This window comes from Halomonas saccharevitans (genome assembly GCF_900116405.1).
In the GTDB taxonomy this organism is placed as follows: Bacteria; Pseudomonadota; Gammaproteobacteria; order Pseudomonadales; family Halomonadaceae; genus Halomonas; species Halomonas saccharevitans.
Genome location: NZ_FPAQ01000008.1, coordinates 1 through 25039 on the forward strand (window position 1 = coordinate 1; position 25039 = coordinate 25039).

At 65.2% G+C, this 25039-nt stretch carries 13 protein-coding genes and 1 pseudogene; 2 read left to right on the forward strand and 12 right to left on the reverse strand.

Annotated elements, in window-relative coordinates:
- Nucleotides 1–337, forward strand: a pseudogene (locus tag BM388_RS05335) (integrase core domain-containing protein); the annotation flags it as partial.
- A gap of 497 nt (nucleotides 338–834) precedes the next feature.
- Here the strand turns inward: BM388_RS05335 and BM388_RS05340 are convergent.
- From BM388_RS05340 to BM388_RS05375, 8 genes are all read right to left on the reverse strand, one after another.
- Nucleotides 835–1347: a peptidase associated/transthyretin-like domain-containing protein gene (locus BM388_RS05340; RefSeq protein ID WP_089847963.1), complete on the reverse strand. Its 513-nt coding sequence runs from the start codon at nucleotides 1345–1347 to the stop codon at nucleotides 835–837.
- Nucleotides 1348–1632: 285 nt separating this feature from the next.
- The gene (locus BM388_RS17975) at nucleotides 1633–3600 is read right to left on the reverse strand and encodes a diguanylate cyclase domain-containing protein (RefSeq protein ID WP_089847965.1); all 1968 of its coding nucleotides are present in this window, start codon (nucleotides 3598–3600) and stop codon (nucleotides 1633–1635) included.
- Entirely contained in the window at nucleotides 3597–4562 is a 966-nt protein-coding gene (locus tag BM388_RS05350; RefSeq protein WP_089847967.1) for an ABC transporter substrate-binding protein, read from the reverse strand. The genes BM388_RS17975 and BM388_RS05350 overlap by 4 nt, the downstream gene beginning before the upstream one ends.
- A gap of 51 nt (nucleotides 4563–4613) precedes the next feature.
- Nucleotides 4614–8363 (reverse strand): FkbM family methyltransferase, encoded by a 3750-nt coding sequence (locus BM388_RS05355; protein ID WP_089847969.1) that lies wholly within the window; start codon nucleotides 8361–8363, stop codon nucleotides 4614–4616.
- A 209-nt stretch (nucleotides 8364–8572) separates the two neighbouring features.
- Nucleotides 8573–9766, reverse strand: a complete 1194-nt coding sequence (locus BM388_RS05360; protein WP_089847971.1) for a FliC/FljB family flagellin — start codon at nucleotides 9764–9766, stop codon at nucleotides 8573–8575.
- Nucleotides 9767–10036: 270 nt separating this feature from the next.
- On the reverse strand, nucleotides 10037–11431 hold the full coding sequence (gene fliD / locus BM388_RS05365; RefSeq protein WP_089847972.1) for a flagellar filament capping protein FliD: 1395 nt from the start codon (nucleotides 11429–11431) through the stop codon (nucleotides 10037–10039).
- A gap of 333 nt (nucleotides 11432–11764) precedes the next feature.
- Nucleotides 11765–13630, reverse strand: coding sequence for a methyl-accepting chemotaxis protein (locus BM388_RS05370; RefSeq protein ID WP_089847974.1), 1866 nt, complete (start codon nucleotides 13628–13630; stop codon nucleotides 11765–11767).
- A gap of 437 nt (nucleotides 13631–14067) precedes the next feature.
- Nucleotides 14068–15933 (reverse strand): methyl-accepting chemotaxis protein, encoded by a 1866-nt coding sequence (locus BM388_RS05375; protein WP_089847977.1) that lies wholly within the window; start codon nucleotides 15931–15933, stop codon nucleotides 14068–14070.
- 247 nt (nucleotides 15934–16180) lie between these two features.
- Here BM388_RS05375 and BM388_RS05380 point away from each other — a divergent pair, with 247 nt between their 5' ends.
- A complete protein-coding gene (locus BM388_RS05380; RefSeq protein ID WP_245781463.1) occupies nucleotides 16181–18163 on the forward strand; it encodes a sensor domain-containing diguanylate cyclase in 1983 nt (660 codons plus the stop codon).
- Here the strand turns inward: BM388_RS05380 and BM388_RS05385 are convergent.
- The 4 genes from BM388_RS05385 to fliE form a co-directional block, all read right to left on the reverse strand.
- Nucleotides 18153–19934 carry a bifunctional diguanylate cyclase/phosphodiesterase gene (locus BM388_RS05385; protein ID WP_245781464.1) on the reverse strand — a complete coding sequence of 594 codons (1782 nt, stop codon included), beginning with the start codon at nucleotides 19932–19934 and terminating at the stop codon, nucleotides 18153–18155. The genes BM388_RS05380 and BM388_RS05385 overlap by 11 nt on opposite strands.
- A 14-nt stretch (nucleotides 19935–19948) precedes the next feature.
- Complete coding sequence (locus tag BM388_RS05390; RefSeq protein WP_089847979.1) at nucleotides 19949–21655, reverse strand: methyl-accepting chemotaxis protein; 1707 nt, start codon at nucleotides 21653–21655, stop codon at nucleotides 19949–19951.
- A gap of 113 nt (nucleotides 21656–21768) precedes the next feature.
- The gene (locus BM388_RS05395; RefSeq protein WP_245781465.1) at nucleotides 21769–24246 is read right to left on the reverse strand and encodes an EAL domain-containing protein; all 2478 of its coding nucleotides are present in this window, start codon (nucleotides 24244–24246) and stop codon (nucleotides 21769–21771) included.
- 241 nt (nucleotides 24247–24487) lie between these two features.
- Nucleotides 24488–24817 (reverse strand): flagellar hook-basal body complex protein FliE, encoded by a 330-nt coding sequence (gene fliE, locus BM388_RS05400; protein ID WP_089847984.1) that lies wholly within the window; start codon nucleotides 24815–24817, stop codon nucleotides 24488–24490.
- Nucleotides 24818–25039 lie beyond the last annotated feature (222 nt).

Below are 25039 nucleotides of genomic sequence, written 5' to 3' on the forward strand. Positions count from 1 at the left end.
CACTCGGGCCGGTGAGCGAAAGCCCAGCGGGAACCATGCATTTGACCAAGAGTGCCAGGCCGATGGTATCGAACATCGTCTGATCAAGCCGGGAAGGCCGCAGACGAACGGCATGGTGGAGCGCTTCAATGGCCGCATCAGCGATGTGCTAGCGACAAGGCGCTATACCTCAGGAGAAGATCTGGAGCAGACGCTGAAACGCTATACGTGGCTATACAATCACCACATTCCCCAGAAGGCGCTGCACCATCAATCACCGATTGCGGTGATGAAGGAATGGCAGGCCAAGCGACCTGAGTTATTTACCAAGCGGGTGGTCAATCACACGGGACCCGACACCTACCGGCGCTTCCTTGATATGCCCAGTGTTCGGGTTTTCCATAACCAACTTTGTGTACGCCACAACGTTCTCCTAGCGCCCCTGGTTTTAATTAACACCTGCGATAACCCAGAGGCATACTTATCGCAGGATGCTCAGCCTACCTGATGATAAACCACCACCACTCATCAAACTCTTTACCTAAGGAAGCTTATCGGCATAAATGGTCGATACTTGAGGCGGCGTCGATAACCATCGATGGGCCACGAATCGCCTCACCACATCCGTCCGGCAACGTGAAAGGCAGATCACGGCAGAGGCGCGCTGAGCACAGACAGGTTGGTCACGTGGAAAATCTCGAGGCAATTCAACCACGGCCCCTCGTCGGTGAGGTCGAGCTCGGTGCGGCACATCTAGAGCCTGGAGCCAGGCTGGACGTGCTTCGTCGAGAGGGGACATGAGAGTAGCGCTACCCAAGAAGACGCAAGGTAGCGCTCAACTCTTCTAGAAAACGATCAGATCTTGCCCAGGTATTCCATCTTATCGACCATGTAAACCGGTACATCCTCAACCAGCACCAGGGTGATTTCAGAGTCGCTTCCGGAGGTGGCCACGACACTCTCACCAAGGGAAGCATTGAGGGTGTCCGGGGAGAGGTTATACATCGCGCCAGTCAGCGGGTCCACGATCAACCAACCGATCAAGCCACCGAAGATCAGGTTGCCACCGATGTACCATCCATTAGGCGTGGAGTTGATCATCATGGTACGGCTCTCATAGCCGTCCTTGGCCAGCTCGACGGTGTAGGTCTTGCCGCCAAAGTAGCTACCATCCGCCTTACGCAGCTGAACGGTGGTAGGCGTGGTGCCCGAGTGCACCTCCATGCTGCGCTCATCGGTAATCAGAACGCTTGCGTTACTCGGGCTGCTGTTGATGGTGACCGTTTGATCCTTCTCCCCCACGATAGAGGCACAGCCTGCCAGCAGCGACAGGGAGGCAACGGCGGCGGTGATCTTCAACTTCTTCATTTCAGTTCCCTTGTTTCCAGATGACCGGCCTTGTTCTTTTATTGCCTATCGGAGGGCCGGCTGCTCCCGATAATCGGTGATGTCGCACTGGAAGCGCCCGCCGTCGACGGATGGCCCCTACCGGGCCAGACGGTGAGTTCAAGCTCCTTTTGGATGGGCACAATTCTATACATCTGCATACACTAAATAAACAAAAACAGCCCTGACACGGCTCGACGATCGTCGCATTCCGTGCAGGCAAGGCGGCACTCAATGCGCCCACGCCACGGGCTCAGGCTGCCACTTTCATCGCGTCTCTTCCGAAATGATCGAGGCTGGCGCCCGGATAGGCCGCTCCTCTTGCTGGCTGGTCACTCCATGGACCCGAAAGCAGTGCTTGCCGGCTTCCTTGGCGCGGTACATGGCCTGGTCGGCATGGCGCAGAAGTTGGTCTTCATCGCCACCGTCGGCCGCGTCGTAGTAGGCCACGCCCAGGCTCGCGGAAACCTGCAGGCGGCGCCCGGCCACCTCCACGGGCGCGGCGGTGGCCGCCAGTAATCGCTCGAGCACCCGCTCGCCCTCCTCGCCGCTCGCCAGATCCAGCAGCACGGCCACGAACTCGTCGCCACCCAGGCGGGCCAGGGTGTCGCTGGCACGCAACTCGCCCTGCATGCGCTCGGCAAGCGCCACCAGCAGGCGGTCGCCCATCTCATGGCCGTGGGTATCGTTGATCGCCTTGAAGCCGTCCAGATCGATGAACACCACGGCGAGGCGCTCAGCGCTGCGGTTGGCCTGGGCCATGGCCATGCGCAGCCGATCGGCGAGCAGGGCGCGGTTGGGCAGGCCGGTGAGGGCATCGTGCTGGGCGGCATGGGTCAGCGCACGCTGGTGCTCCTTGAGACGGGTGATATCGGAGAGCAGGCCCACGTAACGCTGCACCGCCCCCGCGCTATCGGTGACGGCGCTGATGGTGAGCCGCTGGGGATATATCTCGCCGTTCTTGCGCCGATTCCAGACCTCGCCGTCCCAGTGGCCGGTGAGCTTCAGCTGCTGCCAGAAGTCCGCGTAAAACGACGCGGCGTGCCGGCCGGCGCCCAGCAGGCTCGCATTGCACCCCAGCGCCTCGTCGCGGGCATAGCCGGTAATCTGGCTGAAGGCGTCATTGACCTCCAGTAGCTCGCCATTGGGCGAGGTGATCATTACGCCCTCATGAGAGTGGGTAAAAACGCCGGCGAGCAGGCTCAGGCGCTCCCGCTGCTGGCGCAGCAGCCGGTTACGACGGGCCAGCATCACCAGCAGCACCGCCACTAGAAGGCCGGCGGCGGCGAAGCCGAGCAGGACTCCTGCATAGCGCTGCCAGATGTCGCGCCAGGTGAAGTCGGGCATGGCATCGAAAGGGGGCAGGCGCAGGCGACGCGCCAGGTTTTCCACCGGCAGGTAGTCCTGAGGCGGGGCGAAACCGGCGATTTGCGCCGCCCGGGCGGCGGGATGCTCGGGTTCGAGGGTGAAGAGCGCCACGGCGATCTGGCGCACCCTCGACGGCGCCACCTGAGGCATGACGACGAAGGGCCACTCGGGGTAGAGGCGCGTCGAGACGGCGAACGGAAAGCTCGCCAACCGCTGTGGGTTGATCACCTCCAGTCGCCCGGGAGTGAGCTCCTTTTCCCCCATTAGCCGCTCGAGGATGCCGGTGCGCACGAAGCCGGCCTCCGCCTCGCCGGCCAGCACCGCCGCCACTACGGCGTCGTGACTGCCGGTGATCATCGGCGTGATGCCGCGCCGCGGATCGATGCCCGCGTCCATCAGCTCCAGGGCGTGGGTCTGGTAGCCGCCCAGGAAGCGCCGCCCCGGCATGGCGATGCGCCGCCCCTCGAGATCCTCCAGGCGCTGGATCTCATCGTTGCCCGCCGCCTTGATCATGGTGCCGCCCAGGCTGCTGACAGGCTGGCCGTGCTGCACATTGATGACGGTGGCCAGGGCTCCGGTCAGGCTGTTGCGGCTGCGAATCTCGAGGTAGTGGCTGGGGTTGGTCATCAGCAGGTCGAGGCGCCGATGGGCGATCGCCTCCTCGATCTCGTCCAGGCTCATCACCTCGAGCTCGACGCGGTGCTCCGGCAGTTGCGCGCCGAGGTACTCGGCCAGTGGGCGATAGCGCGCCTCCATCACCGCCTCGGGGCGATAGGCGAAGACGCCCAGCGTCAGGGTCTCCTCCGCCAGCAGCGGGGTGGGCAGCAGCAACAGGGCCCCGAAAAGCAGTCGACGGCCGAGGCTCATGCGCGCTCACCAATGTCTGGCAGGTAGCGCGGGGTCGAGAGCGCCTCCAAAGGGTCCGGCCGCACCAGCTGGCCGTTGGCCACCATGACCTCGTTGAGCAGTCGCGCCGCCCTCACCAGATCGCCCTGCGGGCCGAAATAGTCGCGGTTGCCGGCGCGCCCCGGCAGCTCCAGTCCGGCGTAGGAAGCACGCACCTCCTCGAAGCCGAGCCCCCGCCAGGCACCGATGCGACGCATGGCGTCCTGGGGGCTGACTCGCAGATGGTCGAGCCCGTGAAAGTGGCCGGCCACCAGCGCGCTCAGCGCAGCCTTCCGCCCAGTGAGGCGATCCTGGCGCACCGCCAGCACATCGAGGATGACGTCCGGGAACTGACTGCTATCAAAGAGGCGCACCGCCCCCTCCCGCAGTAGTCGGCTGGCGGTGGGCTCATAGGTGATGGCCGCCTCGATGGTTCCCGTCCGCCAGGCCGCGAGCTGCTCGTTGGGCGCCATGTCGATCACCTCCAGATCGTCGCGAGTCAGGCCGGCGGCCGCGAGGAATTGCGACAGCATCAGGTTGCCCACCGCCGTCTGCTCCACGGCGATGCGATGCCCGGCAAGCTCCGTTAACGCAGTGATGCCTGGCCGGGCCAGCACCATATCGGCCCCTACCGAGTCGTCACACACCGCGACCACCGTCAACGGGATGCCCTCCGAGCGCGCCACCAGCACCTCGTCAAGAGTCAGCGCGGCGCCATCGAACTCGCCGCGGCGAAGCCCGGCCAGGGAATCCCCGGCGTTGCCTCCCTCTTGGAGCATGATCTCGTCCGGCAGCCAGCCGAAGGCCCGCGCCAGGTAGAGCGGCTCGTAGCCCGGCCAGGGGTGAAGGCCGATGGTAAGCGGCTCGGCGGGCGTACACCCCGCCAGGCTCAGCGGGGCGGCCGCCAGGGCGGCCAAGGTTATCAGGAGGTCACGTCGGTGCATGGAAGGTCATCCGCGGAGTGTTGTGGTGCTAATGGTGACGAACCAATTTTCTCAACTACCCATATGCGAGATCGGTGGCTTCGATGCCGAAGAATTCGATCCCTCCCCCTCCATGCCCATGATACTAGCGGCAGACCCACCGAACTTCTTCTCAAAAAGCACCGCGATCTTCATTGCCAGATCATGGGATTGATAGACTTCTCCCACGATCACGCCTAATTTTTTCAGCGCATTGCAGCCGAGCGTCTCCATCCTTTCAAAAGTCGGGATATAGACGGCATCAGCCGTCGTCAGCTGATTGATCCCTTGATGAATCTGCCCTCCCAATACCATTGGAGCATACAACCGCTTACGTTCCTCCAGAAGAGTGTGAAGCATGAAGCCGTGATCACGCATCCATTGATCAGTCTCTGCAAAAAGCGGCTGATTTTCATATAAATGAATGAAGTTAACCTCGGTCTGTATCACCAGAGTATCCTTAAGTTTCTTCTCGGCATTCTGGAAAACCGTAAGCTCACCCCCCTGAATATCAATCTTTAGCCAGTCGATCTGTCCCACTTCACCGAGGTCATCCAGCCGCACAGTATCAACGACCTCTACCTGATTGACCTTCCCCCACAGGGGATAGCCCTGAAAATGATTGAGTAGAGTGGTGTTAGGCTTCAAGGTAGATGTCATACCAGGAGCCTGACATAAATACAGACGCGTCGGCTTTCCATCGCCTACCGCATAGGGCAAGTAGAGCTCGTTCGGGCCTTTCATAGCATTGAGCTTGGCTAGCGCCTGTCGCTGGGGCTCAAACCCAACTAGCGACACCATGCCTCGATCAAGGTGTGCCTTATATGGCGGCTCACCATCGATAGGATTCGCCCCAATATCGACGACATGGATCTTCTCATTGAGTCGCCAGTCGTACGAAACATTCAACCTGGGCGTCGCACTGGCTGCGTGCCGATGCCCTCCCCCCGTCACCGATTGGTCAGAACTTTTTTCCGAACGCGATGCCTGGTGAAGCTTATCTTGCGTGCTATACGCCATATAACGTTTGGCAGTTTCCGGGCTAACCGCATGCAACACATCATGCGCCACATCCTTGGCACGAAAGACGACATCCAGGATGAAGGCCAGCTTCGTGCGTTGGTTTTCACTCAGAGTGGTCATCCGTTCATAACTGGGCAGGAAGAGTGCATCGGCGCTTTCCAGCTCGGTAGCCTGGCGATGGTTTGCGGGCACATCGTCGGACAGCTGGCTACGGTGATGCTCATCGTTGAAGCGGTAGAAGCGGAAGCCATGACGACTGGCCCAATGACTGACCTGAGCAAAATCCGGCTGGTGCTGGTGGGTTGGCTGGAAGGCCAGCCGCACCTGCAGCAAAAGGGTATCTTTCAGGGCTTGCTCACCGTGTTCGAGAATCGCCATCGCATCGTGGCGGTCATCCAGAACCAGCCAGTCGAGGCTATCTAGCCCTTCGATGCTATCCAGTGTGACAGTATTAACCGGAAGCGTTGTCACCACCCGGGTTGACTGGGCCTGCTCGGGGCTAAGGCGCTCCGCCGGCAGAGGCTCTAGCGTCGCACTGGCCGCCGGATCCAGGGTGGCATAGAGCGTCGCCGGCTGGCCGTCGCCCAGGGCGGCATGGGGCAGCAGCTGCACATCCTCACTGGTGGCAAAACGCTCGGGATTGGTCACACGGCTGGCCGAGTCAAAGGCGACCACACCAAAAGCACCCAGCTTCAGTAGCCCATAGATGCCGGCACTGCGTTGCATCAGCTTGGCGCCGTTGTCCAGCACGATCACCTTCCCGGTAAAGCTCCAACGGAAGCGGCCCTCATCACTTTCCATCACCTCCGGCTCAACGAGCGCTACCGGCTGGCTGTCGCCGTCGAAGGTAGCCTGCCCTGCCTCATCGAAGGTCAGCGCGGCGGGCGATTTGCCTTCACAGTAGCGCTGCCAGATGGCCCGCATCGCGGTCGTGAAGTGCCGTGCAAAGCGCGGCGCATCGCAAACCGGCGACTCCAGTAGTATCTGCCTCAGGTGCTGGCGGATGATCGACAGGCTCTCGAGATCCGAAGCCAGTTCCAGCGCACGCTCACGGTACTCCTCCCAGCTATGGACAACGAGCTCCGGCATGCCGGCGTTGGCCAGGTGGGTCGCACTGTGCCGACCGGCAAAGGTAGGACCGGGCAAGGTGACGACCGGCACCCCCATCAGGAAGGCTTCGCAGGTGGTCAAGCCACCTGAGTACGGCCAGGGGTCCAAGGCGATATCGACTCGATTGTAAGCGTCCAGCAGATCGACGTGGGAGGACGGCCCCTCGATGATCAGTCGCTCATGATCAACACCATGACTCGCCATGGTGTCCCGAATCTGACGACACCGCTCCTGGCTTTGATACTGCATGCTCTTGAGAAAGAGGCGTGATCCGGGCAGTGCATGCATGATGCCGGCCCACTGCTCCAGCACGACGTCATTCAGCTTGGTGGCATTATTGAAACAGCCTAGGGTGATGTAGCCATTTTCCAGCGCCGGGAGAGGCTGAACACTCGGTTCATAGCCATTCGGTGGCACGTAGCAGATATAGTCATCGGGCAACCGGATCAGCTTCTCGACATAGTCACCGTCCACGCCTGCAGGCGTTTCGATGGCATCACTGATCAGGTAGTCGATGGCTTCCACCCCGGTGGTATTGATCAACCCGCCTACCCATTTGACCTGCAGAGGCGCCAGCCGATCGGCGACGGCCATGACCCGATTGCCGGCATTGTGGCCCGCCAGGTCGATCAAGATATCGATCTCGTCGTGGCGTACCTGTTCGGTGACCTGGGCATCCTTCATCGGCTGAACGCTCATCCAGCGCTCGGCAATGGCTTTCAGCCGCTCGGTGATGCCATCGCTGACATTGTTGGTGCTGTAAAAGAAAAGTGCCATTTGCTCTGGCGCGACCTGCTCGAGTGCCGAGGTGATCATGCGCCCCACGGGATGGCCACGGAAACCGTCGGAGATCAATCCGATTCGCAGCCGTTTATCGGCAACTCGCTCGATGTTGAAAGTGCTTTTTGGCCTAGCCGGGGGGAAAGTGTCATGCCACTGCTTGCAGAGTGCCGTGATTTCGACGGCGCTTTTCGATGGGTGATAGTGGCAGGTTGTAATCAGATTGGAAAACGGGCCGGGTGCGGAGGGTGCCGCACGATGTGCACGGTGGTAGCTGTCGAGCCCGGCGTCCAGGTTGCCCAGCGCATTGTGCACGTTGCCCAGGTTATTCCAGGAGAGATAGTTATCGGGCGCCAGGTTCGCGGCTTTCTCCAGGACATCTCGGGCACGCTCATATTCGAATCGCTGGAGCAAAACATTGCCCAGCGTGTTGAGCATGTCCACATCATCTTGCACCAGCTCGCAGGCACGCTCGGCATGCTCAAGCGCCTGATCGAAGCGTGACTGCGTATAGTAAATATAGCCGACATAGTGATGGGCCTTGGCATAGCCCGGCGACAGCTCCAGCGCTTGTTTCAACCGCACCAGCGCCTGATCAGGATCACCCAGCTGGTGCGTAATGCGCCCCTGCAACGCCAAGACTTCAGCATCTTCTGGTGCTCGTGCCTGCGCTTCCATCAACGCCTCAAGCGCCTCGTCGAGTCGACCGACTTCGGACAGCTTCGCGCTCAACTGCTTCCACGCGGCAGGGCTCTCTGGCTGCTGCCTGGTCAAGGTGATCGCCTGCTTCACGTCACGCGGTCGGCTCGCATCGGCTGCGGCACGTTGAGGAGTGTGGCGACGGGCGCGATGAGACTTGGCACGAGACATGACAGACTTCCTGCAGGTGGCAAAGAGAGTTCGTGGGCAGCCTGAAGCCTACCCGAGAAACCGGCAGGGCAAAGTGTGGAAAAGCGCCGCTATCCCCCTCGACTGCTGGCGATAGCCGCTTGACGCCGAGCACCCATCAAAGAAAACGGGCTCCCCGGAGGGAGCCCGTGCAACGCACCTAATGCGTCGTTGGCCTGAAGCGATATCGCTTAGCCCAGCAGCGAGAGCACGTTCTGCGGCAGCTGGTTGGCCTGGGCCAGCACTGAGGTGCCGGCCTGCTGCAGGATCTGCGAGCGGGTCATGTTGGCCACTTCGGTGGCGTAGTCGGCATCCTCGATGCGCGAGCGGGCCGCCGAGAGGTTGGTCTCGTTGGTCTGCAGGTTGGTGATTGCCGACTCGAAGCGGTTCTGGATGGCACCCAGGTCGGAGCGCAGCTCGTCGACCTGCTTGAGTGCACCGTCCAGCTGCTCCATCGGGTTGGCCGTCGCGGCGCTCAGCAGATCGCTAGCGTCCAGCTCGGCGCCATCGACGCTGAAGGTGGCAGTCGTTGCAGCAGTGGTGATGTCAGCTTCGGATGGGTCCAGCGCGACCTGGAAGGTCACGCCGGTACCGGACGTCGCCTCGATGCCCTGCAGACCCAGCGCTTTGGCTTCGGAGTCTGAAGCGGCGGTGATGGTCACGTCGACGTACCAGTTGCCGCTGTCATCCACCTGAGCAGTACCGGCAGTCGCCACGGAACCGGTTGCCACGCCCAGGTTGGTCGCCAGCTCGTTCTTGAAGCCGGTCGCTTCCACGGCATTGTTAGCAATGCCGGTTGCGGTGCCGTAGGCATCTTCGTAGTCAGCAGTGGCAGTCGCCCCAAGGTTGGCACCCGGGCCGTTGACGTTGAAGCTGTCGAGACTCAGGGTGCTGGCGGTGATCTTTTCCAGGTTGACGTCGATCGACTCGCCGTCGTTCGCCCCTACCTGGATGGAGAGAGTCTGGTTCTCACCCAGCACCTTGACGCCGTTGAAGTCGGTCTGCTCGGAGATGCGATCGATCTCGGTCAGACGCTGATCGATCTCGGCTTGGATGGAGGCGCGGTCGTCGGCGGAGTTGGTGTCGTTGGAAGCCTGAACGGTCAGCTCACGCACGCGCTGCAGGTTGTCATTGACCTGGTTCAGGGCGCCTTCGGCGGTCTGGGCGACGGAGATACCGTCGTTGGCGTTACGCTGCGCCTGGCTGAGGCCGGTGATCTGGCTTGACATGCGGTTGGCGATAGCCTGGCCGGCGGCGTCGTCCTTGGCGCTGTTGATCCGCAGGCCAGAGGAGAGACGCTCCATGGCGGTGGACAAGGAGTTCTGGGACTCCTTGAGGTTCTGCTGGCCGATCATCGCGGTGATGTTGGTATTGATCACGGACATGGTGTGATTCCTTCCCGGTAGTTGAGGGCTCCATTAGCGGGCCCGCTGCGAGTTACCCGAGGCCCAGCGGGCCTGCCACAACGGCGCCGTTGGCCGTTATTTCATTTAACGACCGCCCCGCGCTGAACTTTAGGATTTCATCACTTTTTTTTGGCCAGGTCTGCTTGACATGCCCCATGCCGGAACAGACCTCACTCATGACAGCGCCCCAACCGCAAGGGCAGGGGCGCTGAACAAACAGGCTCGAGCAGGACAAGCGGAGCTGCAGGGTCATCCGCGACCGAGCTGGGCATCCAAGGAGGCGAACTGCTGCGTGAGATAGCTGCTGGTCTGGTTCATGTTAGCGATCATGGCATCAAGCTGGCCAAACTGGGCGCGGTAGCGCTCGACGGTGCGCTCCACACTCGCTTCCATGCGGGTATAGCGACGGCTTAGGCTCTCCACCTGGCTCTCCGAGCCCTCGATCGCACTGGCGATCAACCCCTCCTCGCCCAGAAAGCGCCCCAGGGTAGCCTCCATGCGTCCAGCCAGCCCGCCCGCCTCGTCGGCACCGGCGAAGAAGCTGGCCAGCTGCTCGGGATCTGCCGCGGCAACCTCGTCGAACGTGTCCTCATCCAGCTCCAGGCGCCCCTCTTCATTAAGCGATACGCCGAACTGCGACATGACAGAGATCTCCCCGCCCGCCACCCTGCCGGTCAGGTCGCGCACCATGTCCGATTCGATGTTGCGCACGGTGCGATCTCCGATCAGCTCGCCGGAGGCACCCTCACCGCCGCCATACGCCGTCATGCGGCCGATGGTGGACTGCAGCTCGTTATAGGAGGAGACCAACGTATTCACGGCCTTCTTGAGCCCGCCGGTATCGCGCGATACCTCCAGGCTGAGCGTCTCTCCGGCGGAGGAGGGATTCAGCTCCAGGGTGACGCCCTCGATGGCGCCCTCCACGGTGTTGGTGGGGCTGGTGATAGTGATGCCGTTGATCCCCAGCTCGGCATCATGGCCCGGGCGCAGGGTGACGGCATCTTCGTTCAGCGGACCGCTATCGAAGGAGAGCCCCACGACGGAGGCCGCGGCACCGGTCTCTCTCGAGCTTAACGCCAGTCGGTAGCCGCTGCCGTCATTGACGATGGAGGCGTCCACGCCGGCCTCTTCATTGGCGTTGATCGCATCGCGCACGTCTTCCAGGCTGCTGCCGGCGGCGATATCGATATTCAGGCTGCTCTTGGCCGCGGCGGTATCATCGAAGTTGCCATCGGCGTCATAGGTGGCGCCGAACTCCAGGGTCAGGGTGGAGGCGCTAGCGAAGAGCTCCTCATCCTGAGTGGCAGCAGACGTGGTCGCCAGCGTACCAGCAGTGGCGGTCCGGTTGACGCTGACCTCGTAGCGCCCCGGACTGGCCTCGGCGCTGGCAGTCGCGCTCAGGCCATCGCCCTGCACCTTGGCGGAGAGCCCCTCGAAGAGAGAGGTATCGTTGAGCGCCGCCACCGCGTCCTGAAACTTGTCCAGACCGGATTGCAGGCGACCGTAGGCAGAGATCTTCGACTCCTCCTGACTTTTCTGAACAATCAACGGCTGCAGCTTCTCGCGCTCGGCAGAGCGCAGCTGATCGAGCAGGCCATTGAGATCCAGGCCGGAACCGATGCCGAGAGATGAGATGCTGGCCATGTAAAAGCCCCTCCGTGAGCGCCTATGAGATGTCTGCCATGAAGTATCGACCGCGACAGGGCAAACTTTAACAAGAAAGGCGCCCCACCGACGCGGTCGAGCAAGCGCGACGGGGTAGAGCCGAAGATCGAGTTCGAGCTTGAGTTCTCTACGCTCTGCATAAACCTCGAACATCTGATGCGGCGCTAAGCGCGCCAGCTGGAGGAAGCCGACAGGGATGGCACGTCGCGCCAGGTCGATGGCGATACGACGGCCGAGTCAACGACGAAGCCCGCGGCGGACGCCGCGGGCTTCTTCCATGAGCCGGCCTCATACTCAGGCCGGCGGCTTGCCTCAGGCCGGCGTGGCCTCGCGAGCCGGCGATGCCGACGCGCTCTCCATGCCCTCCGCGTAGCGCTGGCTCAGGGTAAAGCCGCCTACCGTCTGGGCGAGGCGGTTGGCCTGCTCCTTCAACTGCTCGGCGGCGGTGGTGGACTCCTCCACCAGGGCGGCGTTCTGCTGGGTCATGCGGTCGAGCTCGGAGACCGCCACGTTGACCTGGCCGATGCCGTCGCTCTGCTCGCCGGTGGCGGCGGTGATCTCGCCCAGCACGTCGGCGACACGAGTCACGCTCGCCACCAGCTCGGTCATGGTCTCGCCGGCCTGGCGCACCTGGCTGGCGCCCTGCTCGGTGCGCTCCGCGGAGGTATCGATCAGCGCCTTGATCTGCTTGGCGGCGTCGGCCGAGCGGCTGGCCAGCTGGCGCACCTCGCCGGCCACCACCGCGAAACCGCGGCCCTGCTCGCCGGCCCGGGCGGCTTCCACCGAGGCGTTGAGCGCCAGCAGGTTGGTCTGGAAGGCGATGCCGTCCATCACGCCGACGATCTCGCTGATCTCACGGGAGGAGTCGGTGATGCCCTGCATGGTGGTCACCACCTGCTCGACGGCCTCGCCGCCGCGCTTGGCCGTACCGGCGGCCGTCTCGGCCAGGCCGTTGGCCTGGCGGGAGGACTCGGCGGTGTGCTCCACGGTGCTGGTGATCTCCTCCATGGAAGCGGAGGTCTGCTGCAGGCTGGAGGCGGCGTTCTCGGTGCGCCGCGACAGATCCTGGCCGCCCTGGGCGATCTCAGTGGCGGCCACGTGCACCGATTCGCTGCTGTCGCGAATGGTCAGCATCACCGTCTCCATGCGCGAGACGAAGCGGTTGAAGGCATTGGCGATCTGCGCCACCTCGTCGCGGCCGTCCTCGGGCAGGCGCTGGGTCAGGTCGCCGCTGCCGCTGGCCACGCTCTCCATGGCGTCGCGCGCCGCCAGCAGCCGGCTAAATACCACCTTCAGCAGCGCCCCTAGCAGCAGCGCCGCCAGCAGGCCGACGACGACAAGAGTAATCGCGGAGGCGCTCACCACGTCGCGCAGCCCGGCGGTAGCCTCGTGCTCGTCGAGCACGACGCCCAGCTCCCAGTCGCTGCCGGCAATGGGCGTCACGGCGAGACGCTTGTCGGCCTCTTCGACGACCACCCGCTGCCAGGCCTCCTCGGTACGGCCCAGCTCCGCGATGAAGGAGGGCACCATCGTCTCGCTCACCCGGGTCAGCGGCTCGAGGATCAGATCGGCATCGGGGTGGGCGATCAGGGTCTCGCCCTGGCTGCTCAGGAAGGCGAAGCTGGCGGGCGTGGGGCGAATCGCGGCGACCTGTTCGACCAGCTGGTCGATCACCACATCGCCGCCGACCACCCCCATCAGCCGACCGTCGCGCTCGACCGGCGTAGCGACGGTGACCACCATGCCGCCGGTGTTGGCATCAACGTAGGGCAGCGAGACGATGGTCTCATCGCGCTCAGTGGCGTCGAGGTACCAGCCGCGCTGGCGCGGGTCGTAGTCGTCAGGCGGGACCCAGCCGTCGGAGGAGACCAGGGTGCCGTCGGGCCTGCCAAAGTAGGCCGACAGGAAGCCGCCGGACTCGGCCAGCTGGACCAGCGCCTGGGCCGTGGCGTCGCCCGTGACCGGATCGCGAGCCGCCTCGACCATGCGGGTGCGGGCGGCGATCCACTCCTCGATCGCCTGAGCATTGCCGCCGGCCACGGCATCGAGCTGCTGGGCGATCTGGAGATCGTTGTGAGATTTGACGGTGAAATAGCTGGCCGCGCTGTTGGCGATCAGCGCCACGGCAATAACGACCAGGGTGGCAAGGAGGATGCGCAGTCTCAGAGAAGTCAGCATGATCACTCTCGTGGAGGGGTTGTTATTGTGCCGGCCCCGGGTGCCAGATGCCGGCGTCCTCCACGCTATCGGCATGGGCCACCAGGACTTGAATATCACGGCAGCGTTAAACGCCCCTCCGTTGGCGCCTAGAGAGTGACTGCCATGCGATATCGACCGCGACAGGCCAACTGGTCACCAGAAAAGACGCCGCACTAATTCGCATCGAGCAGCCGATGCGGCGCTACTCATGCCAGCTGAAGGAAGCCGCCAGGGCGCGGTGCTGACACTGGACGCCCACGAGATTGTGGCCATCGAGAGTGCGCGCACGCTCTACCAGCGCGCCCAGGCGCTGGCCACCTGACGGCCCCATGAACGACAAAGCCCGCGGCGATGTGAATGAACTGCGCCGCGGGCTTTGTGCTTGAAGCCGACCTGCTTCAGGCCGGTTTCAAGCCTCAGGCCCGCTCGGTCTCGAGACCCGATTGAGAGGGCGAGCCGCTAAACCCCGTCGCGTAGCGCTGGCTCAGCGTAAAGCCGCCCACCGTCTGGGCGAGGCGGTTGGCCTGCTCCTTGAGCTGCTCGGCGGCGGTGGTGGACTCCTCCACCAGGGCGGCGTTCTGTTGGGTCATGCGGTCGAGCTCGGAGACCGCCACGTTGACCTGGCCGATGCCGTCGCTCTGCTCGCCGGTGGCGGCGGTGATCTCGCCCAGCACGTCGGCGACACGAGTCACGCTCGCCACCAGCTCGGTCATGGTCTCACCGGCCTGGCGCACCTGGCTGGCGCCCTGCTCGGTGCGCTCCGCGGAGGTATCGATCAGCGCCTTGATCTGCTTGGCGGCGTCGGCCGAGCGGCTGGCCAGCTGGCGCACCTCGCCGGCGACCACCGCGAAACCGCGGCCCTGCTCGCCGGCCCGGGCGGCCTCTACCGAGGCATTGAGCGCCAGCAGGTTGGTCTGGAAAGCGATGCCGTCCATCACGCCGACGATCTCGCTGATCTCCCGGGAGGAGTCGGTGATGCCCTGCATGGTGGTCACCACCTGCTCAACGGCCTCGCCGCCGCGCTTGGCCGTACCGGCGGCCGTCTCGGCCAGGCCGTTGGCCTGGCGAGAGGACTCGGCGGTGTGCTCCACGGTGCTGGTGATCTCCTCCATGGAAGCGGAGGTCTGCTGCAGGCTGGAGGCGGCGTTCTCGGTGCGCCGCGACAGATCCTGGCCGCCCTGGGCGATCTCAGTGGCGGCCACGTGCACCGATTCGCTGCTGTCGCGAATGGTCAGCATCACTGTCTCCATGCGCGAGACGAAGCGGTTGAAGGCATTGGCGATCTGCGCCACCTCGTCGTTGCCGTCCTCGGGCAGGCGCCGGGTCAGATCGCCGCTGCCGCTGGCCACGCTCTCCATGGCATCGCGCGCCGCCAGCAGCCGGCGGAAGGCCATCTTGAGCAGCAGTCCAAGCAGCACCGATGCGGCCAACCCAACCACCACCAGGGTAATCGCCGAGACGCCCATCACGCCGCGCAGCCCGGCGCTGGCCTCGTATTCGTCCAGTGCCACACCAAGTTCCCAATCGGTGCCGGCGATGGGGCTTACGGCGAGCAGCGTGTCGGCCTCGCCGATGACGACCGGCTCCACGGCATGCGCTTCACTCCGCACGTTCTCAATGAGGGTCGGCGTCAGCTGCGCGCCGACCCGCGTCAAGGGTTCGAGGGTCAGGTCGCGGTCGGGATGGGCGATCAGGGTCTCGCCCTGGCTGCTCAGGAAGGCGAAGCTTGACGGTGTGGGGCGAATCGCACCCACCTGCTCGATCAACGCATCGATGGCCACGTCTCCGGCGACGACGCCTTGCAAGCGCCCGTCGCGCTTCACCGGCGTCGAGAAGGTGACCACCACCTTACCGGAATTGGCATCTTCGTAAGGCAGAGAAACGATGGTGCGATCCTGCTGGGCGGCAGCGAGATACCAGCCGCGCTGCCGTGGATCGTAGTCGTCGGACGGAATCCATCCGTCAGAAGAAAGGTGGCTGCCGTCGGCCTGGCCGTAAAAGGCCGTCAAAAAGCCGCCAGACTCGGCCAGCTGGATCAGTGCTTGCATCTGAGCCTCGCCCTGAACCGGCTCACGGGCCGCTTCAACCATGCCGACACGGGCCGCGACCCACTCCTCGATCGCCAAGGCGTTACCCCCGGTGAACGAGTCGAGCTGCTTCGCGTTCTGCTGATCGCCGTGGGATTTCACGGTGAAATAGCTAGCCGCACCGTTAATGATCAGGGCTACGACGATCACCGCCAGGGTGGCTACGAGGATTCGCAGTCTCAGAGAACTCAGCATGGGCACTCTCATGGGTAGGGGAGTTTTTAATGGCCGACCCCGGGTGCCAGGTGCCGACGAACCGACCTATCGGCCTGCGTCGCCAAGACTTGAGCGAGAACAACAAACTCGACGCCACCGAAAAAAGCACAAACGAAGCCTAATAAATCGTGACACCGGGGATTGGAGCCCGCGCCTCAGGCTGGCAACATACTTTCTTGTATACGTGAACGATGCCTTCCCGCTCGTAAAAACGACTGCAACCTGAGTGGTAGCCAGCCTGACGATCCTCGAGCCCCTGACAGCCGCCCTGCGGCGACACCTGCTTTCCCTACGCGGACGCCTGCTACTGGGCGTCGCGGCGGTGTGGGGCCTGCTGTGCGTGATGCTGCTGGCTTTCGGCTGGCAGTCTGGAACCCTGCTGGTCGAGGAGTCCAACCGCGTGCACCTGCGCTACGAGGCGGAGCTGGTGCGCAATGCCATCACTCAGAAGATCGAGCAGCGCCTGGAGGCACTGGAGCGCATGGCCGACCGGCTGCCGCATGCCGCCGCCGGCACCCTGGCCGAGGGCAACCACGAGGCGCTACTCACCCTCTTCGAGGGCCTGGTGCTGGTCGATGCCCAGAACACCGTCGTCGATAACTGGCCAAGACTGGCGGGGCGCAACGGCCTCGACATCAGTCATCGGGCCTACGCCCGCTTCATGCGCCACGTGCAACGCCCCCACGTCAGCGACCCCTTCATCGGCATCGTCTCCGGCAAGCCGATGGTGATGATGCTGGTGCCCCGCCGGGACGCCCAGGGCCGCTACGCCGGTTTCCTCGGCGGGCTGGTGGAAATCGACCGCAGCGAGCTGTTCGAGGACTTCAAGCGCCTGCGCCTCGGCGATGCCGGCCACGTGGTAGTGGCCACAGCCTCGGGCCAGCTGCTCTATCACCCCGGGCAGCGCGATGACCGGCCGGATTCCGCCGCCGCGTTGAACGACCCCGGGATGAATCTCGCCCTGCTGGGCTGGGAGGGCGAGACCCTCGGGGAGACCGGCCAGGGCCACGAGGCCCTCAAGGCCTATCGTCAGATCTGGCCCGCCGACTGGGTGGTGGGTATCTATCTGCCCATGGAGCAGGCCTATGCGCCCCTGGCCAGCGTGATGAAGCGCATCACGCAACGGGCCTGGTGGGCTCTTGGCCTGCTGCTGCCGCTGATGGGCGCGCTGATCTGGCTGACCCTGCGACCGCTGACGCGCCTGGCGCAGCAGATCAAGGAGCTGAGCCTCGGTCGCCGACGCGAGCTGGTGATCCCCACCCGGATGACCGAGCTGCGCCGCGTCGTCGATATCTTCAACGAGCTGGAACAGCAGCGGCTGCAGAGCCTCGGTGACCTTCAGCAGCGCGAGGCCTTCCTGCGGGGGATCCTCGACGCCTCGCCCCAGGGCATGTTCGTGACCGACACTCGCGGACGGCTGACCTTCGTCAACGAGACGCTCAAGGAGCTGCTTAACATCACCCCGCCGATCCGCCTCACGGCCTGGGCGCAGCGCATCCATGAAGCGGATCGCACGCCGATGGTCGAGGCCTGGCGGGCCAGCCTCCTCGAGCACCAGGACGTCGTGCGCCAGTTCCGCTACATCGACGAGCACGGCGAGACGCTGTGGCTCGACGTGCATACCAATGCGATCCACGTGGAGGGCGAATTCATCGGCCTGGTGGGCGCCGTGCGCGACATCACCCAGCGTCAGCATGAGGACGCGCTGCGCCGCTGGGAGGCGGAGCACGACCCGCTGACCGGCCTGCTCAACCGCCGCGGCTTCGAGCGCCGCCTGGAGGAGGCCTTCGCCGCCTGGGAGAAGGCCGACACCCCCTCGGCGCTGCTGCTGTTCGACCTGGATCACTTCAAGCCCATCAACGACGAGGGCGGCCATGCCCTGGGCGACAGCATGCTGCGTCAGGTGGCCGACGCGATGGGGGCCGTGACGCGCAGCAGCGACCACGCCGCCCGCCAGGGTGGCGACGAGTTCGCCATGCTGCTGCCGGGCTGCGAGTGGCCCCGAGCCATGCGCATCGCCGAGGCGCTGCGGGCCCGGATCGAGGCCAACGGCCTCGAGCATCGCGGCAAGACCTGGCGGGTCACCGTCAGCATCGGCGTGAGCACCTTCCAGCGCGGCGACCAGGCCGTGGAGAACGCCGTGCGACGCGCCGATGCCGCGAGCTATCGCGCCAAGGCGCAGGGACGCAACGCCGTGATCAGCGCATGATCCCGTCCCCGCGCCGATCGACAAACAGGCTATTGCCGGCCTGACGCTTGGCCTGCCCCTTGAGCTCGGCGAGGACGTTGGCGATTTCCATCGCGGTCAGTCCCGAGCCGCTCGCCACCGGGTAGGCGGCCATCGAGAGCGTCATCAGCGGCACCGTCACCTCGCAGTGGTCGCGATCACGCCCGGAGAGTCCACCGGCCCGGCGATGCGCCTGGTCATAGAAGGTTGGGATGAAGCGCGCGAAGCGCGCAAGGATCGCCTCGCAGCTCATCCGAGCGCCGTCGGGGTCGAGCACCAGCATGAAGTCGTCGCCGCCCACGTGGCCGACGAACCCCGCCTCGCCGACCGCCTCCTGCAACAGGCGCCCCACCGCCAGGATCACCTGATCCCCCTGGGCATAGCCGTAGGCGTCGTTATAGGCCTTGAAGCGATCCAGGTCGGCATAGACCGCGACAAAGGGCGCGTCGTCGGCCAGCCGCGCCGCCAGGGTGTCGTTTATCGCCTCGTTGCCGGGCAGCCCGGTGAGCGGGTTAGCCTGGCGGGCGCTGCGCACCTGCAGGGCGGTGATCTCGCGCAGCAGGTCGATGACCTGGCCCAGGCCGCGGTAGCGCCCGTCGGCATCGACGATGACGAAGTCGTCCTGGCTTCCCGAGGTCGAGCCGGTGATGTGGCGGCTGAGCGCCTCCAGCGGCATCGACTCCTCGGCGAGGCGCATGCGCCGATCCATCACCGCGTCGATGGGCCGCCTTGCGTGCAGGGAGTGGCTGAAGGGATTGGTGAACAGCGACAGGAAGGCGTGCTGGCGCACCAGCCCCACCGGTCGCTGCTCGGCGTCCAGCACGACCAGGCAGCGCAGCTCGGGGTCGTCGCGAAAGCGCGCCACCACCTCGGGCACCGGCGTGCCCTGGGCCACCGGCGCCAGGTGGCGGCAGAGCATCGCGGCGCTGGCGCCGAAGGAGCCCGACACCGCCGCGGGCGTCGGCGCGGGCTGCTCGAGCCGGCGCGGCGGCTCGCGGGAAGGCCGCGCGAAGTGGTAGCCCTGCATCAGCGCGCAGTTCATGCCCCGCAGGCAGCGCTGCTCGCCGGGGGTCTCGATGCCTTCGGCGATGACCCGGCAGCCCAGGCTGCGCGACACCTCGAGCAGCGAGTGCAGGAACTGCGCCTTGCCGGGGTCGCGGTCGACCTCCTGGACGAAGTGGCGATCCACCTTGACGAAATCGGGGCGCAGCTCGGCCCAGTGGCGCAGGCTGGAGTAGCCGGCCCCCAGGTCGTCCAGCGCCACCTGGAAGCCCATGCGCCGATAGTGATCCACGGCCTGGCGCATCAGTGCGTAGTCGTGGATCGGCAGATGCTCGGTGAGCTCGATCACCACCCGCTCCGGCGACAGCCCGACGCCGGCGAGGAAAGCGCGGGTCAGCCCCTCGCGGAAATCCTCCTCGAGCAACGAGGTCGGCATGACGTTGAGGAACAGGCGCCCCGGCAGGTCCAGGGCAGCAAAGGCCTCGATGGCCAGGCGCCGACACAGCAGGTCGAGCTCCACCAGGCGGCCCGTCAGCCGGGCCGTGTCGAACAGCGTTACCGGCGAATGCAGCGGCGAGTCGGATGGCCCGCGCGACAGCGCCTCGTAGCCGAAGATGCCCTGGCAGCCGGCATCGACGATCGGCTGGAAGAGCGGCGTGATGGCCTCCTCGCGCAGGATGCGGTCGAGCTCCCAGGCCTCGCGATCGATCATCGCATCGGCGGCGCTGCCCGGGGCGGCGATATCGTGCATCGTGTTCTCTCCCATCAGGCCGTCTGCGCCGTCGGGGCCCGGACGGCACGCGCCTCACGCGCATCGCTCGCCGGTTGGGTATGCTCGGACGTCGACCCGGCGTCCGGGGCGGTCTCGTCATCGTCCGAAGTCGCCAGCACCGGCAGGCAGAAGCGCGCGGTGAAGGCCCGCATCTGCTCGGCCTCGTCCTCCAGGGCCAGCGCGGTGCGCTGGGCGTCGGCCACTCTCTCGCCATTACGCTGAGTGACGGTGCCCATCTGGTGCAGCGCCTGATTGATCTGGTCGAGCCCGCGGTGCTGCTCGGTGGCGGCGTGGGCGATCCCGCCGATGCGCTCGCCGAGGCCGTGTATGGCGGTGACGATGGCCTCCATCTCCTCGCCGGCCCGGCGCGACAGCCCGTCGCCCCGCGCGATGCTGGCCCAGGAGGCCTCGGTGAGCGCGCGAATCTCGCTGGCCGACTGGGCACTGCGCGAGGCGAGCTGGCGCACCTCGCTTGCCACCACCGCGAAGCCTCGGCCGTGCTCGCCGGCCCGAGCGGCCTCCACCGAGGCGTTGAGCGCCAGCAGGTTGGTCTGGAAGGCGATGTCGTCGATCAGGCCGACGATCTCGCCGATGCGGGTCGAGCGCTCGCGGATCTCGCCCATGGTCTCGATGAAGGCGCTCATCCCCTCGCTGCCTCGGTGGGCCCGATCGGTGGCGAGCTCGGCCAGCTCGTTGGCCTCGCGGACGTGACCCGCGGTATCGGCGATCGAGGCGGTCATCTCGTCCAGGCTGGCGGCGGTCTGCTCCAGCGACGCCGCCTGCTGCTGGGTGCGCGCCGAGAGCTCCTGGTTGCCCTCGTTCAGGCGCCCTGCCGTCTCCAGCACCGCACCGCCGCCGTCGCGGATGCGTTCGACGGTCTGTGCCAGGGCCCGGCGCATGCCGTCGAGCTCGGCGTATAGCTGGCCGATCTCGTTGCTGCCTCGCGCCTCCACCGGTGTCGAGAGGTCGCCGTCGGCGATGCGCCGGAAGTGCCCGGTGATGCGTGACAGCGGGCGGATAACGTTGGCCCGCACGCCCCAGACCACCACCAGCACCAGCGCCAGCGCGCTCGCCAGGGCGGCGGCCAGGGCCAGGTTGAGCCAGCTTGCCATGGCGGTGAAGCGCGCGGCCTGGGCGTCACCGCGTGCGACCGAGGCGGCGAAGAAGGCATCGGCGCCGTCCATGAAGGCCTGGCTCATCTGGGCCACCCGGGACTTGCCGGCGTCGTAGCCCTTAAGATCCTCTTCCTCCAGCAGCATCAGCTGCAGCGAGAGCCCCGTGCCGAGTAGGGAGTGGAAGCGCGAAGCCAGCGCTTCGACGGCTTCCTCGCCGGCCGCCGTTGTGGCCGCCGTTGTGGCTGCCTCTGTCGTTGGCAGTGCCTGGAAGCGTTCGAAGGCCGTCTTGGCCGCGTCCATGTCGGCACGTGCCTGGTCGATGACAGGCCCCGGACGATCGAAGGAGGGCGCCCTCAGCAGGTGAGCGGCGCGCTCCATGGCAACCTGGGCCCTCAGGGTGGCGATATAGGCCTGGTGGAGGGCCCTGGACTGCTGCCCCTGGCGCTCGCGGAGGTCGACGAAGGCGGTGCGGCCGTGATGATTGGCGTAGAGGCCGAGCGCGCCCGTGCCAAGGATGATCGCGCCGAAGGCGATCAGCACCAGGCTCCAGCTGAGCCGGATGGTCAGTCGATCGAGAAGTCGCATCGGGGGTCCTGTCGCTGGGAATCGGGCGGCCGGCAAGCGGCCTGATTCGCGTTATATCAGCGATTTATGACATTCCGATGGCGACAGGCCTGTGCCCTCGACGGCGCGGGCGCTCAGGCCGGGGCGCCGTCGCGGACGAGGTAGCGCTCGGCGAAGGTCGCGGCATCCGCCGGACGGCCGGTGAGAAACCCCTGGATCAGGTTGACGTGATAGCGGGAGAGCGCCTGCAGCTGCTCATCGGTCTCCACGCCCTCGGCCACGACCCGCAGGCCGAGCTCCTTGGCCAGGCCCGTCACCGCGGCGACGATGGCCGAGCTGCCGCGGCTCTCGCCGAGCTTCTGGATGAAGCTGCGGTCGATCTTGAGGGTGGTCACCGGCAGGTCCTGCAGGTAGCTCAGCGAGGAGTAGCCGGTGCCGAAGTCATCGATGGCGATGCGACAGCCGAGATCGCGCAGCGCCTGCAGGGTGTGGATCGCCTCCTGCTGCTTGTCGAGCAGGATGCTCTCGGTGAGCTCGAAGCCGATCTGCCCCGCCGGCAGGTCATAGGCGGCGTAGAGTTCGCGCACTTGGGCGACCAGGTCGCTCTGCCAGAACTGGCGCGCCGACAGGTTGACGGCGACGCGGGGGGGCGCGAGACCGGCGTCCAGCCAGTCACGCTGCTGGGCGGCCACCAGGTGCATCAGCCGCTCGCCGAGTGGCAGGATCAGCCCCGAGCGTTCGGCCAGGGGGATGAAGTCGCCGGGAGAGACATGGCCGAGGGTCGGATGATGCCAGCGCAGCAGCGCCTCGGCGCCGTGCACTTCGCCGCTATCGCGATCGAAGAGCGGCTGATAGTGCACGCCCAGCCCCTCGCCGGTCTCGGCGGTATCGCGCAGCGCGGTCTCCAGCTCCAGCCGCCCACGATCCTGGCGGTGCATGTCGGCGCGAAACAGCCGGTAGGTATTGCGGCCCTCCTGCTTGGCGCGGTACATGGCGGCATCGGCCTGGCGCACCAGCATCTCGACCTCTGCACCGTCGTCCGGGAAGAGACTGATGCCCAGGCTGCAGCCGACCCGGAACACTTGGCCACCCACCTCGAAGGGCGAGCTCACCGATTCGACGAGCCGGCGCGCCACGCGCGTGACCTCCTCGACCTCGCGAATCTCGTTGAGCAGCACGATGAATTCGTCACCGCCCTGGCGGGCCAGGGTGTCGTCCTCGCGCAGCTGGGCGCGCAGCCGCTGGGAGACCTTGAGCAGCAGCTCGTCGCCCACCGCGTGGCCCAGGGCATCATTGACCTGCTTGAAGTGATCCAGGTCGAGGAAGATCACGGCCAAGCGCTGCTGCTGGCGGCGGGCATGGCGGATCGCCAGCTCCAGGCGATCCTCCAGCAGGCGTCGGTTGGGCAGCCGGGTCAGAGGGTCGTAGTAGGCCAGGCGGCGCACCTGCTCCTCATTCTCGCGAACGTGGGTAATATCGCTGAACAGCGCCGCGTAATTGCTGACCTCGCCCTGATCGTTGCGGATGGCGGTAATGGTCAACAGCTCCAGATAGAGCTGACCGCTCTTGCGTCGGTTCCAGATCTCGCCGCGCCAGTAGCCGTGCTCCTGCAGGGCCTGCCACATGCCCTGATAGAAGTCGGCACCGTGGCGCCCCGAGGAGAGCAGCGCCGGCGTGCGTCCCGCCGCCTCCTCCAGGCTGTAGCCGGTCAGGTGCGTGAAGGCCGGATTGACGAACTCGATGCGCGTCTGGGCATCGGTGATGATGATGCCTTCCAGGGAAGACTCGATGACCCGCTCGGCCAGCTGCAGGTTACGGCGCGACTGGCCCAGGGCCTGATCGCGCTGCTCCAGCGCCTCGCGCAGATCCTCCAGATAGAGATGCTCGGCGCCGGCCAGCAGGTCCTGAAACCCCAGCAGGCCGACGACGTTGCCCTCCCCGTCGATCACACCCAGATGGCGCACCCGCTGATCGATCAACATGTCCCGAGCATGGATCAGCGCCTCATCGAGGCCTATCGTCAGCAGCGGCCGGCTGGCGAGTTCGCCGATGGCGGTGGCGCCCGGGTGGCGGGCCACGAATTTCACCAGGTCGCGCTCGGTGAGAATGCCGAGCTCCTCGCCGCTACACATCACCACGGCGGCGTTGCAACCCTCTCGGCGCATGCGCCTCGCGGCATCGTTCAACGACAGCTCGCCCTGCAGCAGCAGAGGCTGAAGGCGCATCGCACCGCCTACCTCGCGCAAACGCAGGTAGGGCTCCAGGCCCTGGTTCAGGGCCATGTCGGTCTGGGAGATAATGCCCCTGGGGCTGCCGGCATCGTCGACCACCAGCAGATGGCGGCGCTGCTCGGTACGGAAACGCACGGCGGCCTCTCCCACCGGCGTCGCCTGATCGATCGTGGCCACGGGATGGCTCATCACGCGCTCGATGGGCAGTCTCAGGGCCTCGGGACGGGTGAAGTCAACGGACAGGCTGTCGTGTTCTGTCCAGATACCGATCGCCTGCTCGTCCCGCACCACCAGCATCGCGCTGACACGCCGCTCGGCCATGCGGGCCGCGGCCTCACACAGCGGCGTCTCCGGCGGGCAGGTCAGAAGGCCGGTATTCATAATGCGCTCGACAGGGAGCTCTTGCGTCATGGTGTCTCGCTTTGAGAAGGCCCAATCGCAGGACGGATTGATCTATATCAAGAAAACACGATGCACTCTATGCGGACTGGCCGGCCGAGTGAACCATAAGAGCTGCCACTCTCTTGATGCAGATCAATGAAGTCGCGACCAGCGTCCGCGGCTGCCCCCGCGTCCGACCGGAGGGAGGCCACGTGGATGGGCCGGGGTTCCGGCCCAACGATCACACCTGCATGTTCATGATGTCCTTGTAGGCCGTGACCAGGCGATTGCGCACCTGGATGCCCATCTCGGTGGCCACGCTCGCCTTCTGCATGTCGACCATGACGTCATTGAGCTCCACGCCGGGCGTGCCGGCCTGGAAGGCCTCGGCCTGGGCGCCGGCCTCGAGCTTCAGCTCGTTGATGCGGTGGATGGCCGACTGCAGCTCGCCGGAGAAGCCGCCACCGCCCACCTGGGTATCGACCCGCTGGCCGCTGGAGGGCTGCGACGCCGCCTGGCTGGACAACGACTGCATCTGGGAGAGGATCGATTCAATCGCGGGCGCGCTCATCACAACCACCTTGACCTGTAGGACACGGGAATAGGACAGGCAGACTACCAGCCCGAGCCGCGCGGCCAAGCAGCCAAATGCCTCATAAAAACGGGGCTTTTCTGGCCTTTAGGGTGACAGCGGGGGCGGATAATGGCCGCCATCAGAGCTCCGCCCACTCCAGGGGCGGCAAACCGCGATGGACGGACAGCACTCGATGTCTTCTGCCTTGACGAACTTCGC